Origin of the sequence: Phenylobacterium sp. (assembly GCF_036563285.1) — a bacterium.
In the GTDB taxonomy this organism is placed as follows: Bacteria; Pseudomonadota; Alphaproteobacteria; order Caulobacterales; family Caulobacteraceae; genus Phenylobacterium.
In genome coordinates, this window is record NZ_DATCMR010000011.1 from 303,076 (window position 1) to 318,205 (window position 15,130).

8 protein-coding genes are annotated in these 15,130 nt (G+C 67.3%); 6 read left to right on the plus strand and 2 right to left on the minus strand.

Going from position 1 to position 15,130, the window contains the following annotated elements; all coding sequences use genetic code 11:
* The first annotated feature begins 18 nt into the window (after positions 1–18).
* The 5 genes from VIL76_RS12210 to VIL76_RS12230 all read left to right on the plus strand — a co-directional run bounded on the left by VIL76_RS12210 (position 19) and on the right by VIL76_RS12230 (position 10,583).
* Complete coding sequence (locus VIL76_RS12210) at positions 19–2,694, plus strand: TonB-dependent receptor (RefSeq protein WP_332045308.1); 2,676 nt, start codon at positions 19–21, stop codon at positions 2,692–2,694.
* Between the two features lie 303 nt (positions 2,695–2,997).
* Complete coding sequence (locus VIL76_RS12215) at positions 2,998–5,613, plus strand: TonB-dependent receptor (protein ID WP_332045309.1); 2,616 nt, start codon at positions 2,998–3,000, stop codon at positions 5,611–5,613.
* 224 nt (positions 5,614–5,837) lie between these two features.
* Positions 5,838–8,600 carry a TonB-dependent receptor gene (locus VIL76_RS12220; protein WP_332045310.1) on the plus strand — a complete coding sequence of 921 codons (2,763 nt, stop codon included), beginning with the start codon at positions 5,838–5,840 and terminating at the stop codon, positions 8,598–8,600.
* Positions 8,601–8,753: 153 nt separating this feature from the next.
* Positions 8,754–10,205, plus strand: a complete 1,452-nt coding sequence (locus tag VIL76_RS12225) for an MFS transporter (protein ID WP_332045311.1) — start codon at positions 8,754–8,756, stop codon at positions 10,203–10,205.
* A gap of 36 nt (positions 10,206–10,241) precedes the next feature.
* Positions 10,242–10,583: a low affinity iron permease family protein gene (locus VIL76_RS12230; protein ID WP_332045312.1), complete on the plus strand. Its 342-nt coding sequence runs from the start codon at positions 10,242–10,244 to the stop codon at positions 10,581–10,583.
* On the opposite strand, the gene VIL76_RS12235 is transcribed toward VIL76_RS12230, so the two are convergent.
* Both VIL76_RS12235 and VIL76_RS12240 read right to left on the minus strand, forming a co-directional pair.
* Positions 10,580–11,809, minus strand: coding sequence for a TetR/AcrR family transcriptional regulator (locus tag VIL76_RS12235; protein WP_332045313.1), 1,230 nt, complete (start codon positions 11,807–11,809; stop codon positions 10,580–10,582). The genes VIL76_RS12230 and VIL76_RS12235 overlap by 4 nt on opposite strands.
* 64 nt (positions 11,810–11,873) lie before the next feature.
* Positions 11,874–13,313 (minus strand): helix-turn-helix domain-containing protein, encoded by a 1,440-nt coding sequence (locus VIL76_RS12240; RefSeq protein ID WP_332045314.1) that lies wholly within the window; start codon positions 13,311–13,313, stop codon positions 11,874–11,876.
* 162 nt (positions 13,314–13,475) lie between these two features.
* Here VIL76_RS12240 and VIL76_RS12245 point away from each other — a divergent pair, with 162 nt between their 5' ends.
* Positions 13,476–15,074, plus strand: a complete 1,599-nt coding sequence (locus VIL76_RS12245; protein ID WP_332045315.1) for an isocitrate lyase — start codon at positions 13,476–13,478, stop codon at positions 15,072–15,074.
* Positions 15,075–15,130: the final 56 nt, after the last annotated feature.

Sequence of the window (15,130 nt, forward strand, 5' to 3'; positions counted from 1 at the left end):
TTTTTTTGGGAGTGATTCATGAATTTCCGCCGCCGCCTTCTGGCGATGACCGCGCTCGTGAGCGCGTCGCTGACGGCCACTGCCGCCCTGGCTCAGGACGAGTCGAGCAACACCATCGAGGAACTGGTCGTCACGGCCGAAAAGCGCGAGCAGTCGCTGCAGGACGTGCCGGTCGCCATCACCGCGTTCACCGACGAACGCCGTGAAGTTCTGGGCATCACCAATGCCCAGGAGCTGACCAACTTCACGCCGGGCCTGAGCTACAACACCGGCAACGACCGCCTGACCATGCGCGGCATCGGCCGCCTGACCAACAACCGCGCCTCCGAAGGCGGCGTGGCCATGTACGTCGACAACTTCTACACCTCGTCGGTCTACTCGGCGTCGCGCTCCTCGCTGTTCATCGACCGGACGGAAGTGCTGCGGGGTCCGCAGGGCACCCTCTACGGCCGCAACGCCATCGGCGGCGCGATGAACTTCATCGCCAAGCGCCCGACCGACGAGTTCTACGCCGAGGTCCGGGGCCAGATCGCCAACTACGACACCCGGCAGTTCGAGTTCGCCATGTCCGGCCCGATCCTCGGCGAAGCGCTGCGCGGCCGCATCGGCGGCTCCTGGTTCGAGCAGGGCGAAGGCTTCTACAAGAACGTCGCCGGCGGCCCGTCGGAAGGCGGCCGCGGCACGGTCTACGACATCGACGCCCAACTCGACGGCGAGCTGTTCGAAGGCAAGTTCGATTGGTGGGCGCGCTACCAGAAGTTCAATACCGACGCGCTCGGCCGCGGGGCCGGCGGACGCCAGGGGGTCACCGTCGGCGTCACGCCGACCGCCCAGCAGCTGTTCCTGGCGAGCGCGAGCACGCCGACGGCGGCGTACGCGAACTTCAACAACACCAGCCCGCTCGCGAGCTCGCTCTGCGACCGCTGCTTCGAAGCCGACACGCCCAACCAGATCGACATCGACTCCGAGACGTTCATCCTGCACGCAAACCTGCACCTGGACGGCTTCGACGTGCGCTACGTCGGCGGCCGCACCTGGTACGACTACCGCCTGCAGACCGACGTGGATGGCACGGCGCGATCTGCGCCGATCAACATCACCCGCGCCACGCCCAACGTGATCACCCCGTCGGCCTGTAACCCGACCGGCTTGCCCTATCTGTCCACGCCGAACGCGGCGGGCGTCTGCAGTGCGCCGTCGTTCTTCGTGCCGGCGGCCGGGACCACCCTCTATCCGCGCCTGGTCAACCTCTACAACGAAGAGCCGACCTGGTTCTCCAACGAGCTGAACTTCGCCTCGACTGGCGACGGTCCGGCCCAGTGGCTGCTCGGCCTCTACCAATTCCGCGAAGAGTCCAACTACACCCCGATCGACGCCCGTGCGCCGGACGACCCCTTCTTCGGCGCGCCTCGCGTCGCCACGACGGGTCTCCCGGCTGCGCCCAACGCCGATCGCGCCTATGCGGTCGCCACCTCGAAGACGCGCAGCAACAGCTACGCCATCTTCGGCCAGACCGACTGGGAGCTGGGCGAGCAGTTCGTCCTGCACGCCGGCCTGCGCTACACCTGGGACAGCAAGACGGTGGTTGAAGGCGCTCGCCTGATCTGCCGCACGGCCCCCAGCCCGGCGTGCCCGGCGGCGGTGACCAACCTCACCGGCGGCGCGGCCCTGGACTTCACCCGCCTGGCGGTGGGCACCAGCACCCTGCAGCCGGCGACCCTGCCGAACGGCCAGCCCAACCCGAACGCGGGCAAGCCGGTCGACCCCTCGCAGATCGTCAACCCCACGTTCGACCCCACCACAGGCTTCGTCTACCGGGTCCTCCAGTCCGACTGGTCGGGCTGGGGCGGGACCCTGGGCCTGGACTGGAAGCCCGACACGGACACCTTGGTCTACGCCAAGTACAGCCGTGGCTATAAGGCCGGCGGCTTCAACTCGGCGACGACCACCCTGTCGCCGAGCGTGACGACGGACTCCGAAAAGATCGACGCCTTCGAAGTCGGCGCCAAGAAGACCTTCATGGGCAACCTGCAGGCCAACGCTTCGGCCTTCTACTACGCCTACAAGGACATTCAGGCGGTCATGTCGACCCCGGACCCGATCCTCGGCACCAACCAGGCGCTGTACGTCAACTTCCCCGAAGCCACGATCTGGGGCTTCGAGCTGGAGACGATCTGGCAGCCGATCGACAACCTGCAGCTGAACGTCACCTATGCCTACCTCGACGCGACGGTGGACGACGCCGGCTGCAACAAGGCGACCGGCCTTGGCTGCTACCAGGATCCGGATCGTCCGACGCTCGGCCTGCAGGACCTGTCGGGCGCGACGCTGGGCGCTTCCACGCCCCACCGCGTGGCTTTCAACGCCAACTACACGATCCAGGACCTGGTGGGCGGCGACCTGACCCTGTCGGGCAGCTACGTGTGGCGCTCGGAGACCTACTACTCGGTCTTCAACACCAAAGAGAACCGCGCGAAGGCCTGGGATCAGGTCGACCTGCGGGCGCTCTGGAACCAGCAGGACGGCAACGTCACCGTCATCGGTTACGTGAAGAACGTCTTCGACGAGAACGGCCAGGTGGGCGCAGGCGCATCGCGGATCACCTCGCCGGGACCGCTGAACGGCTTCGTCAACCAGTCGCTCTCCTACATCCCCCCGCGCCAGTTCGGCGTGGAGGTCCAGTACCGCTTCTAGTCCGTCGCAGGACTGCAGCTTTGGGGGGCGCGCCGTTCGCGGCGCGCCCCTTTTCTATGGGCGCCGGCAACGGCAGGAGCCCCAATGTCGGCGCCGCGACTTTGAATATGTGGTTTGGCGGCCACTGCCGGCTTTTGACACGCCTGCGAAATGTGATCGCGGTTATGCGACGGTTGACGCCCGCGCCGCAGCGCAGCAGGGTTCCTCCAAGCGCGAACAACAAGCGTCATTTCAGTCCTTTGGGGAGGAACCATGCTCTTTAAACGCCGCCTTCTGGCGATGACCGCGCTTGTGAGCGCTTCCATGGCGGCGACCGCCGCCTTCGCCCAGGCCCAGTCGGGCACCACGATTGAAGAGCTGGTGGTGACCGCGGAAAAGCGCGAGCAGTCGCTGCAGGACGTGCCGGTCGCCATCACCGCCTTTACCGACGAGCGGCGCGAAGTGCTGGGGATCACCTCGGCGCAGGACCTGACCAACTTCACGCCGGGCCTGGCCTACAACACCGGCAACGACCGCCTCACCATGCGGGGCATCGGCCGCCTGACCAACAACCGCGCCTCCGAAGGCGGCGTGGCGATGTACAACGACAACTTCTACACCTCGTCCGTGTACAACGCGAACAAGTCGACGATCTTCGTCGAGCGGACGGAAGTGCTCCGCGGCCCGCAGGGCACCCTCTACGGCCGCAACGCCATCGGCGGCGCCATCAACTTCATCTCCAAGCGTCCGACGGACGAGTTCGAGGCCGAAGTCAGGGCCGGCTGGCAAAACTATGACTACCAGCAATACGAGGCCACCGTTGGCGGGCCGCTCTTCTGGGGCATGCGCGGCCGCTTCGCCGGGGCCTGGCTTGATCAGGCCGAGGGGTATTACACCAACGTTGGGGGCGGGCCCTCCGAGGGCGGCCGCGGCACCGTCTGGAACTACGAGTTCAGCCTCGAGGGTGAGATCACCGACAAGTTCGACTGGTATTTCAAGCGCGAGCAGACGAAGTGGGACGCGCTCGGCCGCGGGGCCGGCGGCCGCCAGGGTGTGACCTGGGGCGCCCGTAACACCGCGATGGTCACGAACATCAACGCGCCCACCAGCGTGTTCCCGAGCACCACGCCGGGGTCGTCATGGGCTCAGTTCAACAACACCTCGCCGGTGGCGAGCAGCATTTGCGATCGATGCTTCGAGAGCGATACGCCGAACCAGATCAACATCGACTCAGAGACCTACATCCTCCACGCGAACCTGCACCTCGAAGGCTGGGACGTTCGCTACGTGACCGGCCGGACGTGGTACAACTATCGCCTGCAGACGGACGTTGACGGCACCGCGAGGTCGACGCCGTACACCCTGCGGCCGCCCTGCCCGCCTGGCACGCCTCTGCCCGGCACCGCCACCTGCACGGTTGGCGCTCCAGGCGGACTTGCGGGCACCTCGACCCAGATCGTGCCGACTGCCGGCACCACCATCTTCCCGGCGCTCTACAACATCTACAATGAAGAACCGGTGTGGTTCTCGAACGAAATCAACCTGGCCTCGACCGGCGACAGCCCGCGTCATTGGCTGTTGGGCCTGTTCCAGTTCCGCGAAGAGTCCAACTACACGCCCACGGACGCCCGGGTGCGTGATGACGCCCGCTTCGAGACCCCGCTGCTGGCCTCGACTGGCGGACCCACGCCGGCCAACCCGAACCGCACGTACGCGATCGCCGACTCCGACACCCGCAGCGAATCTTATGCGGTATTCGGCCAGCTCGACTGGGACTTCGGCGAAACCTTCGTCCTGCACGCCGGCCTGCGCTACACCTGGGACGAGAAGACGGTTGTCGAAGGCGCACGCCTGATCTGTTTCCTGGGCACCAGCGCCGCCTGCCCCGCCGTCTTCTCACGCACCACCGGCCGTCCGTTGGACTTCACCAGCCTGGCGGTCGGCACCGGCACTCTGCGCCCCAACGGCACGCCGTTCGATCCGTCGCAGATCGTCAACCCGTTCGTGGATCCCGGCACTGGCCTGCGGACACGGGTGCTGAAGAACAGCTGGGAAGGCTGGGGCGGCACCCTGGGCCTCGACTGGAAACCCGATCCCGACACCCTCGTCTACGGCAAGTACAGCCGCGGCTATAAGGCGGGTGGCTTCAACTCGGCGACCACGACACTGAGCCCGCTGGTCACCACCACCGAGGAGAAAGTCGACGCGTTCGAAGTCGGCGCCAAGAAGACTTTCTTCGGCAACTTCCAGACAAACGTCTCCGCATTCTGGTATGGCTACACGGACATCCAGGCCGTGATGAGCGCGTTCAACGAGTTCACCCAAAACAACCAGAGCTTCTATACCAACTTGCCGAAGGCTACGATTAAAGGCTTCGAGCTGGAGACGATCTGGCAGCCGATTGACAACCTGCAGGTCAACTTCACCTACGCCTACCTAGACGCCAAGGTGGACGAGGGCTGCTGCTTCCTCGATCCGGAAGATCCCCTGGCCATTCAGCCCGGCGCCCAGCCCGTCCCGACCGATCCGGGTTTCACCCCGACCAACAAGGTGCAGGACCTGGCTGGCCAGACCCTCGGCGCCTCGACGCCGCACCGCGTTGCCTTGAACGTCAACTATACGATCGAGAACCTGTTCGGGGGCGGCTTGACGACCTCCGCCAGCTACGTCTGGCGTTCCGAGACGTACTATTCGGTCTTCAATCGCTACTACAACAAGGCCAAGGCGTGGGAGCAGATCGACCTGCGGGCGATCTGGAACAATGCGGACGGCGACATCACAGTGATCGGGTTCGTGAAGAACCTCACCGACAACCTCGGCCAAGTCGGTATGGGGGGCGGCACCCTGAGCAACGTAGGCCCGAACCGTGGCCTGATCACGCAGGGCGTTTCGTTCATCCCGCCTCGGACCTTCGGGATCGAGCTACAGAAGCGTTTCTAGACGGTTCAGACACGAACACTGAGGGCGCGCCGGCGACGGCGCGCCCTTTTTGTATCTGCGGTACGCGGCAGCGGCCGGGGCAACCCAGGGCGACGGAGCTGTCAGGGCGCCGCTCAGAATGGACGGTCGGACACGCTGGTTGACGGAAGCGTCAGCTTAGGCGCAGGCTCCCCCCCGAGGCGCAGACATAAGCGTCAAAAACCAGGGTTTCGGGGGAGGAACCAATGCAATTCAAACACCGCCTAATGGCGATGAGCGCGCTTGCGAGCGCCTGTCTGGCGGCCACGACCGTCCAGGCGCAGGAGCGCACCAACACCATCGAGGAGCTGGTGGTGACCGCCGAAAAGCGGGAGCAGTCCCTGCAGGACGTGCCCGTGGCGGTGTCCGCCTTCACCTCCGAGCGGCGTGACCTGGTGGGCATCAACACCGTCCAGGACCTGACCAACTTCACGCCCGGCCTGAACTACTCCACTGCCACGGACCGCATCAGCCTGCGCGGCGTCGGCCGCCTGACCAACGCCCACCCGATCGACACCGCCGTCGCCACCTATTCCGACGGCATCTACACCACCTCCACCGTCGAGGCGGGCAAGACGCCGATCTTCGTGGACCGGGTGGAGATCCTCCGCGGCCCGCAAGGCACCCTCTACGGCCGCAACTCGATCGGCGGCGCGATCAACGTGATCTCCAAGCGCCCGACGGAGGACTTCTACGGTGAAGTCCGCGCGACGATTGCGAACTACGAGCGCACCCTCTTCGAAGCCGCCTTCTCGGGCTCTCTCGCGCCCGACCTGCAGGCGCGTTTCGGCATCAACTGGGAGAAGCAGCGCGAGGGCTACTACGAGAACATCGTCCCGGGCATGCCCTCGGAAGGCAACGTGGTCGACCAGTGGTACGCCGAGGGCCAGCTGCAGGCCCAGATGTTCGACGGCAAGCTGGACGCCTGGGCGAAGCTCGCCCTGTCCGGCTGGAACAATGGCGGCGGCGGACCAGGCGCCCGCGCCGGGTTCTCGCCCAGCCCTACGGCCTTCGGCGAGTTCGGCGCCCAGAACGTCAGCGCCGGGTTCGCCTGCGCGCCGGCGACGGCAGCCGGACCGACGGTGATCAACGTCGTGAACGCCTCACCCGCCGGCTGCGTCAACCCCGCGAGCTCCGACCCGCGTAAGTTCGCCAACCGGATCGCCCAGTCCGTCTCGCTCGACGAGACCTGGGTGGTCGCCTCCGAGTGGACCTGGCACTTCGACACCATGGACCTGAGGTACGTGGTGGGCGGCAACCACTACGAATACACCCTGTTCCAGGACAACGGGACGGGCGCCATCGTCTCGTTCCAGATCCCGCTGCGGACGGGCGCCACCTGCTCGCCCGCACTGGTGGCCGCGGGCATTTGCGGTCCCCTGACGATCTTCCCGCGGCAGACGTCGACCTACCAGGAGAAGTATTACAACTACAGCCACGAGCTGAACCTCAGCTCCTCGAGCGACGGCGACTTCCAGTGGCTGGGCGGCCTCTACTACTACAAGGAAGGCTACGACCAGCCGGTCTTCACGACCCTGCACGAGCAGCCGCAGATCCTGAACGTGCCGACCCCGGCGGTCCCTGCCCTCACCGGCCCGGTGCCGCGTTCCTTCGAGCGGCGGCTCTACGACGACCGACCCACCTTCGAGATGGTCTCCTACGCCGCCTATGGCCAGATCGACTGGCAGTTCACCGAGACGCTCAAGACCACGCTTGGCCTGCGCTACAGCCACGACGAGAAGACCGGCGTCGAATCCGTGCGGGTGATCTGCTTCGCCACCACCGCCTGCGGCACCACCCCGGAGACGCTCGGCACGCTCGCGCCTCCGGTCGATGTGACGGCGGCGGTCGTCTACACCGGCGGGGCCACGAACATCACGCCGCAGGGCGTGGTGGCGCGGCCCGGCAGCCGCGGCGGCGTGACCTTCGACAGCTTCGGCTTCGCCACCCGCTACTATGCGGCGGAATGGGAGGCGGTGACCGGCACCGCCGGCCTGCAGTGGGATCCGGATCCCGACACCATGGCCTATGCCCGCTACAGCCGCGGCTACAAGGCCGGCGGCTTCAACTCCGGCATCACCACCACGCTCGGCGAGTTCCCGTTCACGGATTCGGAGTTCATCGACTCCTTCGAAGTCGGCCTGAAGAAGACCTTCGGGCGCACCCTCCAGGCCAACCTCGCCGTCTTCTACTACAACTACGAGAACCTGCAGGCGCCGCTGACGGTGGCCAACAACACGGGCACCCTGGCGGTCAGCCAGAGCCGCTTCCTCAACGTGCCGAAGTCGATCAGCCAGGGCGTCGAGCTGGAGACCACCTGGGCGCCGATCGACAACCTCACGATCCTGTTCAACTACTCGTACAACGACGCCCACGTCGAAGAACTCACCGGCGTGTTCGATCCGGACGACCCCCTGGCGCAGGCGCCCGGCGCCACGCCGTACACCCCGCTGGTGGCCTGCGGCACGGTCCCGGCGCCGACCGTCGGCTCATGTGACGTGAACACCGGCTTCTTCTCCCGGCCGCAGAACCTTTCGGGCAACAGCCTGCCGCAGGCGGCGAAGAACAAGGTGGCGATCAACGCCACCTACACCTTCGACTTCGACGCGGGCACGCTGACGCCTTCGGTCAGCTACATCTGGCGCGACAAGGAGTATTCCAGCCTGTTCGAGCGGGACACCAACGCCTCGAAGGCCTGGGACCAGGTCGACCTGCGCGCCACCTGGCGGGACCGGGACAACCGGTACTCGATCATCGGCTATGTGAAGAACGTCTTCGACGAGCTGGGCTACGCGGGCGGGGCCGGCGGCTCGCGCCGCACGGGCACCTACGCCACCGGCACGCCGGGTGTTACGCCGGGCCTGCCGGCGCCGACGCCCAACCGCACCTTCGGCTTCCAGGGCCTGGGCTTCACCTACGCCCTGACCCCGCCGCGCACCTACGGCGTGGAGCTGCAATACCGCTTCTAGGCAGCCTCCCCAGGGCTGACAGCACTGGGCGCGCCGTTCGCGGCGCGCCCTTTCCTTTTAGGCCGTACCGGGCGGTCGGAATTGCGTTGACGCTCCTGCGCGTGTGGCCGACCGTCGCCTCAGACGGCCGCGAGAGCCGGACGGAGGACGCCCTTGAACGACGCCGTCATCGGCCGGCACGCCAGGCGCCTGAGCCTGCCCACTCGGTTCTTCTACGGCTTCGGCTCGGTGGCCTTCGGGGTGAAGGACAACGGCTTCTCCTACTTCCTGGCGTTCTTCTACGCCCAGGTGATGGGCCTGCCGGCCCAGGCGGTGGGGCTGGCGATCATGTTGGCGCTGATCCTCGACGCCTTCATCGACCCGATCATCGGCCAGCTCTCGGACAACACCCGCTCGCGCTGGGGCCGGCGCCATCCGTGGATGTACGGGGCCGCCATACCGGTGGCGATCTCCTACCTGCTGCTGTGGAACCCGCCGGCCGGGTGGAGCGACGGGGCCCTGCTCGCCTACCTGGTGGGGGTGGCGGTGCTCATCCGGACCTTCATCAGCTGCTACGAGATCCCGTCGGCGGCGCTGGCCGCGGAGCTGACCACCGAATACGACGAGCGCACGCGGCTCCTGAGCTGGCGGTACCTGTTCGGCTGGGCCGGCGGCCTCGCCATGTACGGCCTGGCGCTGGCGGTCTTCCTGAAGCCCACGGCGCAGTTCCCGGTCGGCCAGCTGAACTCCGCCGGCTACGCCAGCTACGGCCTGTTCGCCGCCGGCCTGATGCTGTTCGCGATCCTGGTCACCTCGGTGGGCACGCACCGCCAGATCCCCAACCTGCGCGCCCCGCCCGCCGAGCGGGTCACCCTGGCCCGGCTCTCCCGCGAACTCTTCGGCACGCTCAAGAACCGCAACTTCCTGGCCATCCTGGGCTCGGCCTTCTTCCTCTACGCCGGCATCGGGCTCGGGTTCGCCATCAACCTCTACTTTGCGACCTACTACTGGGAGTTCACCTCGGCCGAGATCGCGCTGTTCAGCTTCTCCAGCCTGACGGCGGCCGTGCTGGCCTTCATCCTCGCGCCGCGGATCGCCGCCCGCTTCGACAAGAAGCCCGCCGCCATGCTGCTGCTGCCGCTGGGCCTGGCCTTCTCCATCGGCCCGATCGGGCTTCGCCTGCTGGGCGCCTTCCCGTCCAACGAGTCCGACCTGATCTTCCCGACCATCTTCGTCACCAACATGCTGTCGGTGGGCCTGGGCATCGTCGCCAACATCCTGTTCTCCTCCATGATCGCCGACGTTGTGGAGGACGAGGAGCTGAAGACCGGGCGCCGGCAGGAAGGCTTGTTCTTCGCCGCCATCGCCTTCGCCAACAAGGCCACCACGGGCCTGGGCATCTTCGCCGCCGGCCTGATCGTGGGCGCGGTGCAGTTCCCGAAGGGCGTGGCGCCCGGCGCGGTGCCGGAGGCGGTCATCCGCAGCCTCGGCCTGGTCTACATCCCGGTGCAGACGGTGCTCTACGGCACCGCCGTCCTGCTGCTCGTCGGCTACAGGATCAGCCGCACGAGCCACGGCGAGACCCTGCGCAAGCTCGCCGCCTCCGCCACGTCGAAGCTGCGCTGAGCCGGAACGGCCCACACCGCCCCGCGTTGGCGCGGCATGGCTGACAAGTCCCCCTGGCATCACCTCACCCGCCTCGGCGCGATGACCGGCCATCCGGCCGCCTTCCTGGTGCTGGGCCTCTACACCGTCGCCTGGGTGGTCTTCGACCGCGAGAGCATGGACATGCACGGGATCGCCACCCTGGTGACCTGGCTCATGACGCTGTTCATCCAGCGCGCCGAGACCCGCGACACCCAGGCGCTGCAGGCCAAGATCGACGAGCTGCTGCGGGCCTTCCCGGAAGCGCGCACGGAGATGGCCAGGCTCGACGAGCTGGAGCCGAACGAGATCATGGCGCGCCGCGACCGCGACCGCGACGGCATGCCCGACCCGGCCTAGCGCTCGAAGACGCCCATCAGCAGCGGTCGGACGAACACCGCCGGCGCCGCCTTCTGCTTGATCCCCGGCACCCAGTAGCCGAGCTCGGAGCCGGCGTTCAGGGTGGCGTTGATCATCTGGGCGGCGATGAAGCTGTCCACCGGCCGGATCGATCCGTCGGCGATGCCGTCCGACACCGTGGAGGCGAACCGGTCGGACACCCGGTTGGCGTGGGTCACCATGCGCTTGCGGATCGGCTCGGGAAGCGCCGTCAACGCGGTGGTGCGCAGGAGCGGCCCGTGGTCGGAGAGCTGGAACTCCGCCAGCGTCGCCGCGGCGCTGGAGAGCCGCGTCCAGTTGTCGGCCGGCAGGGCGAAGGCCAGCCGCTGCACGCGCCGCATGATTTCGAAGCTGCGCTCAAAGCAGGCGACCACCAGGTCGTCCTTCGCCTCGTTGTGGTGGTAGAAGCTGCCCTTCGTCACGTTCAGCTCGGCGGAGATCTTGTCCACCGACGCGCCCTTGTAGCCCCGGGCGTTGATCAGCCGCGTCGCCGCCAGCAGGAAGGTCTCGCGGTTGGCCTCGTGGCGGTCGCGCGGCGCGAGCTCGGCCATCGCGATGGTCTGCGGCGCCCAGTCCGAGCGCTCGGCCGCCAGCCCGCCCACCAGGATGTCGAACATCCGCTCGGTCAGCCGCGGATAGTCCTCCGGGTCGAACTTCGACAGCCAGGCCGACGACCAGAACAGCTGCTCGAGCAGCATGTGCGTCCGCGCCGTCTTCCGCCCCCGGGTGAGGAACGACAGCTCCGGCGCGTCGAACACCTGGCGCACCTTGCGGAACATGCGGCCGAAGGCCTGGCCCACCTCGCCCCGCTGCGGCTGGGCCAGCGCGCGCAGGTCGTTGAGCAGCGGCAGCGGCGGCGCCTCGCGGATCGCCGTCGCCCTCATCCGCTCCAGGTAGAGCGCCAGCAGCCGGTGCAGCCGCGCCTGCGGCGTCTGCTCCGCCAGCGCCGTCTCCACCATCTGCTGCATGGCCTCGACGCCGCGCAGCATGCAGGCCGCCGCCAGGTCGTCCTTGCGGCGGAAATAGTAGGTGACGCTGGTGGTCGAGAGGTCCACGGCCGCAGCCGCCACGCCGAGCGTCAGCCCCTTCACGCCGAGCCGGTTCAGGATCGGCGTCGCCGCGTCCAGGATCGCCTCGCGTTTGCGCTCGAACCTGTCGGTCGCCTTGACCGCATTCTTGGCCGCCATGCCGCCCTCCCTCGACGGTCATTTGCGCACGCGAAACCGTGCTGCGCCAGTAGGTTACGCCACGTCAGGCCGAGGCGAACGGATAGGGCGAGATGGATTTCGTGAAGTCGTCGACCGTCAGCGTGCGGCTGATCGGCTCGGCCGCCCGCTGCGGGCACGCCGGACGCTCGCAGATGCGGCACGCCGGCCCAATCGCGGTGGCCATGGGCTCGCGCAGGTCCAGGCCGCGCGAGTACACCAGCCGCTCGGCGTACTTCAGCTCGCAGCCCATCCCGATGGCCAGCTCGTTCTCGTCGCCGGCGTAGGGCGTCGCCACCCGCGCCACCGTGCGGGCGATGGTGAAGTAGCGCTGGTTGTCCGGGGTCTCGATGATCTGGGTGACGATCCGCCCGGGCGTGCGGAAGCTGGAGTGGATGTTCCACCGCGGGCAGGCCCCGCCGAACCGCGAGAACGGGAAGGTCGCGCCGGCGAACCGCTTGGAGATGTTGCCCGCCGAATCCACGCGGACCATGAAGAACGGCACGCCGCGGGCGCCTGGCCGCGCCAGCGTCGTCAGCCGGTGGCAGGCCTGCTCGAAGGAGACCCCGAAGCGGGCGCGGATCAGCTCGATGTCGTAGCCGGTCTTCTCCGCCGCCTCCTGGAAGGCCGCGTAGGGCATCAGCACCGCGGCGGCGAGGTAGTTGGCCAGGCTCACCTTCAGCAGGTTGCGGGTCGGCCGGTCGGGCGGCGCCGCGCGGTCGGCCATGGCGTTCAGCCGCTCGCCGTGCTCGAGCACGCTGAGCTGATACGCCAGCGAAAACGCGCGCCCGGCGCCGGTCAGCACCTCCGACAGGAACAGCCGCCGGCGATGGTGGTCGAACCGGCGCACGCTCTCCGGCAGCACGTCCACCGGCACCACCCGCACCCCTATGCCGTGGCGCTTCAACAGCCGCTCGCGCGCGGCTCCGGGGAAGTCCTGCGGCTCCGGCTTCAGCTCGGCCGCGAGCTCGGCGGCGGCGTCCTCCAGCTCGCCGAAGTAGTTGCGCTGCGCCTGGATGTAGTCGCGCACCCAGTCCGACGGCGTCACCACCGGGCTGTCCAGCGTCCCGTCCTCCGGCCGCCCCACGCTCCCCAGCTGGCCCATCCGGCGCTGGTCGAGGTAGGCGCGGTAGAGGCGCACGATGGCCTCCGACACGCCCGGCGCGCTGTCGGCCACCTCGGCGATCTCGTGGCGGGCGACCCCTAAGTCCCGGAACATCTGGTCGGAGAACACCTCCGAAAGCCCCGTGGCGTTGGCCGACTCCGGGTCCGACGACAGGCTCTTCAGGTCGAGGTCGTAGGCCTCCGCCAGCCGCAGCAACACCTGGGCCGTCACCGGCCGCTGGTTGCGCTCCAGCAGGTTCAGGTAGCTGGGCGAGACGCCCAGGTCCTCGGCCATCCGCGTCTGGGTGAGCCCCAGCTCGCGGCGCAGGCGTTTCATCCTCGCGCCGAGGAACAGCTTTCGGTCGGTGCTCGCCAGGGCCATGTCTGTCTGATTGTCACAGATTTACAACTATGACAACGATGTACTGTGACAAACAATCCTTTTGGCGCCACGGCTCTGCTTCGCCCCAAGGATTTCAAGCGTTAAGCCCACGTGACGCCTGTCAACGACGGGCATTTCTCTTGTGCGTGAGGATTCGGGGCGATGGCCTATCAAGACCACATCATCGAGATGAGCCAGCTCATCAAGAGCAAGGGCGGAACCTGGGACGGCATCGACGCCGAGGCCGTGGCCCGCATGCGGCTGCAGAACCGGTTCAAGACCGGCCTCGAGATCGCCAAGTACACCGCCGACATCATGCGCAAGGACATGGCGGAGTACGACGCCGACCCGGCCAACTACACCCAGTCCCTGGGCTGCTGGCACGGCTTCGTGGCGCAGCAGAAGATGATCGCCATCAAGCGCCACTTCGGCTCCACCAAGCGCCGCTACATCTACCTCTCCGGCTGGATGGTCGCGGCCCTGCGCTCCGACTTCGGCCCGCTGCCGGACCAGTCCATGCACGAGAAGACCTCGGTGCCCGCGCTGATCGAGGAGATCTACACCTTCCTGAAGCAGGCCGACGCTCGTGAGCTGGGCGGCCTGTTCCGCGACCTCGACGCCGCCCGCAAGGCCGGCGACGCGGCCAAGGAGCAGCAGGTCCAGGACAAGATCGACAACTTCGAGACCCACGTGGTCCCGATCATCGCCGACATCGACGCGGGCTTCGGCAACGCCGAGGCCACCTACCTGCTGGCCAAGAAGATGATCGAGGCCGGCGCCTGCGCCATCCAGATCGAGAACCAGGTCTCCGACGAGAAGCAGTGCGGCCACCAGGACGGCAAGGTCACCGTCCCGCACGAGGACTTCATCCAGAAGCTGCGCGCCGTGCGCTACGCCTTCCTGGAGCTCGGCGTCGACAACGGCATCATCGTGGCCCGCACCGACTCGCTCGGCGCCGGCCTCACCAAGCAGATCGCCGTCTCCAACGCGCCGGGCGACCTTGGCGACCAGTACAACAGCTTCCTCGACTGCGAAGAGATTTCGCCCGCCGACATGAAGAACGGCGACGTGGTCCTCAACCGCAACGGCCAGTTGCTGCGTCCCAAGCGCCTGCCGTCCAACCTCTTCCAGTTCCGCCCCGGCACGGGCGAGGACCGCTGCGTCCTCGACTGCATCACCTCGCTGCAAAATGGCGCCGACCTGCTGTGGATCGAGACCGAGAAGCCCCACGTCGAGCAGATCGCCGGCATGGTCGACCGCATCCGTGAGGTCGTTCCGAACGCCAAGCTCGCCTACAACAACAGCCCGTCCTTCAACTGGACGCTGAAGTTCCGCGAGCAGGTCTTCGAAGCCTGGGAGAAGGAAGGCAAGGACGTCTCGGCCTACGACAAGGCCAAGCTGATGAGCGCCGACTACGACGCCACCCCGCTCGGTATCGAGGCCGACCAGAAGATCCGCAGCTTCCAGGCGGACGGCGCCAAGCGGGCGGGCATCTTCCACCACCTCATCACCCTGCCGACCTACCACACGGCTGCTCTGTCTACGGACAACCTCGCGAAGGAATACTTCGGTGAGCAGGGCATGCTCGGCTACGTGCTTGGCGTCCAGCGCGAGGAGATCCGCAAGGGTGTGCCCTGCGTGAAGCACCAGAACATGTCCGGGTCCGACATCGGCGACGACCACAAGGAGTACTTCGCGGGCGAAGCCGCCCTGAAGGCCGGCGGCGTCCACAACACGATGAACCAGTTCGCCAACGTCTAAGCGCTCTAACGGAGGCCCTGCCGATCTCGGCGGGGCCTCCACCTTTTCGCCTCTCC

Coding starts and splice junctions, on each gene's coding strand:
- VIL76_RS12210 (WP_332045308.1), top strand. CDS start 19: ATGAATTTCCGCCGCCGCCTTCTGGCGATGACCGCGCTCGTGAGCGCG.
- VIL76_RS12215 (WP_332045309.1), top strand. CDS start 2,998: ATGGCGGCGACCGCCGCCTTCGCCCAGGCCCAGTCGGGCACCACGATT.
- VIL76_RS12220 (WP_332045310.1), top strand. CDS start 5,838: ATGCAATTCAAACACCGCCTAATGGCGATGAGCGCGCTTGCGAGCGCC.
- VIL76_RS12230 (WP_332045312.1), top strand. CDS start 10,242: ATGGCTGACAAGTCCCCCTGGCATCACCTCACCCGCCTCGGCGCGATG.
- VIL76_RS12235 (WP_332045313.1), bottom strand. CDS start 11,809: ATGGCGGCCAAGAATGCGGTCAAGGCGACCGACAGGTTCGAGCGCAAA.
- VIL76_RS12240 (WP_332045314.1), bottom strand. CDS start 13,313: ATGGCCCTGGCGAGCACCGACCGAAAGCTGTTCCTCGGCGCGAGGATG.
- VIL76_RS12245 (WP_332045315.1), top strand. CDS start 13,476: ATGGCCTATCAAGACCACATCATCGAGATGAGCCAGCTCATCAAGAGC.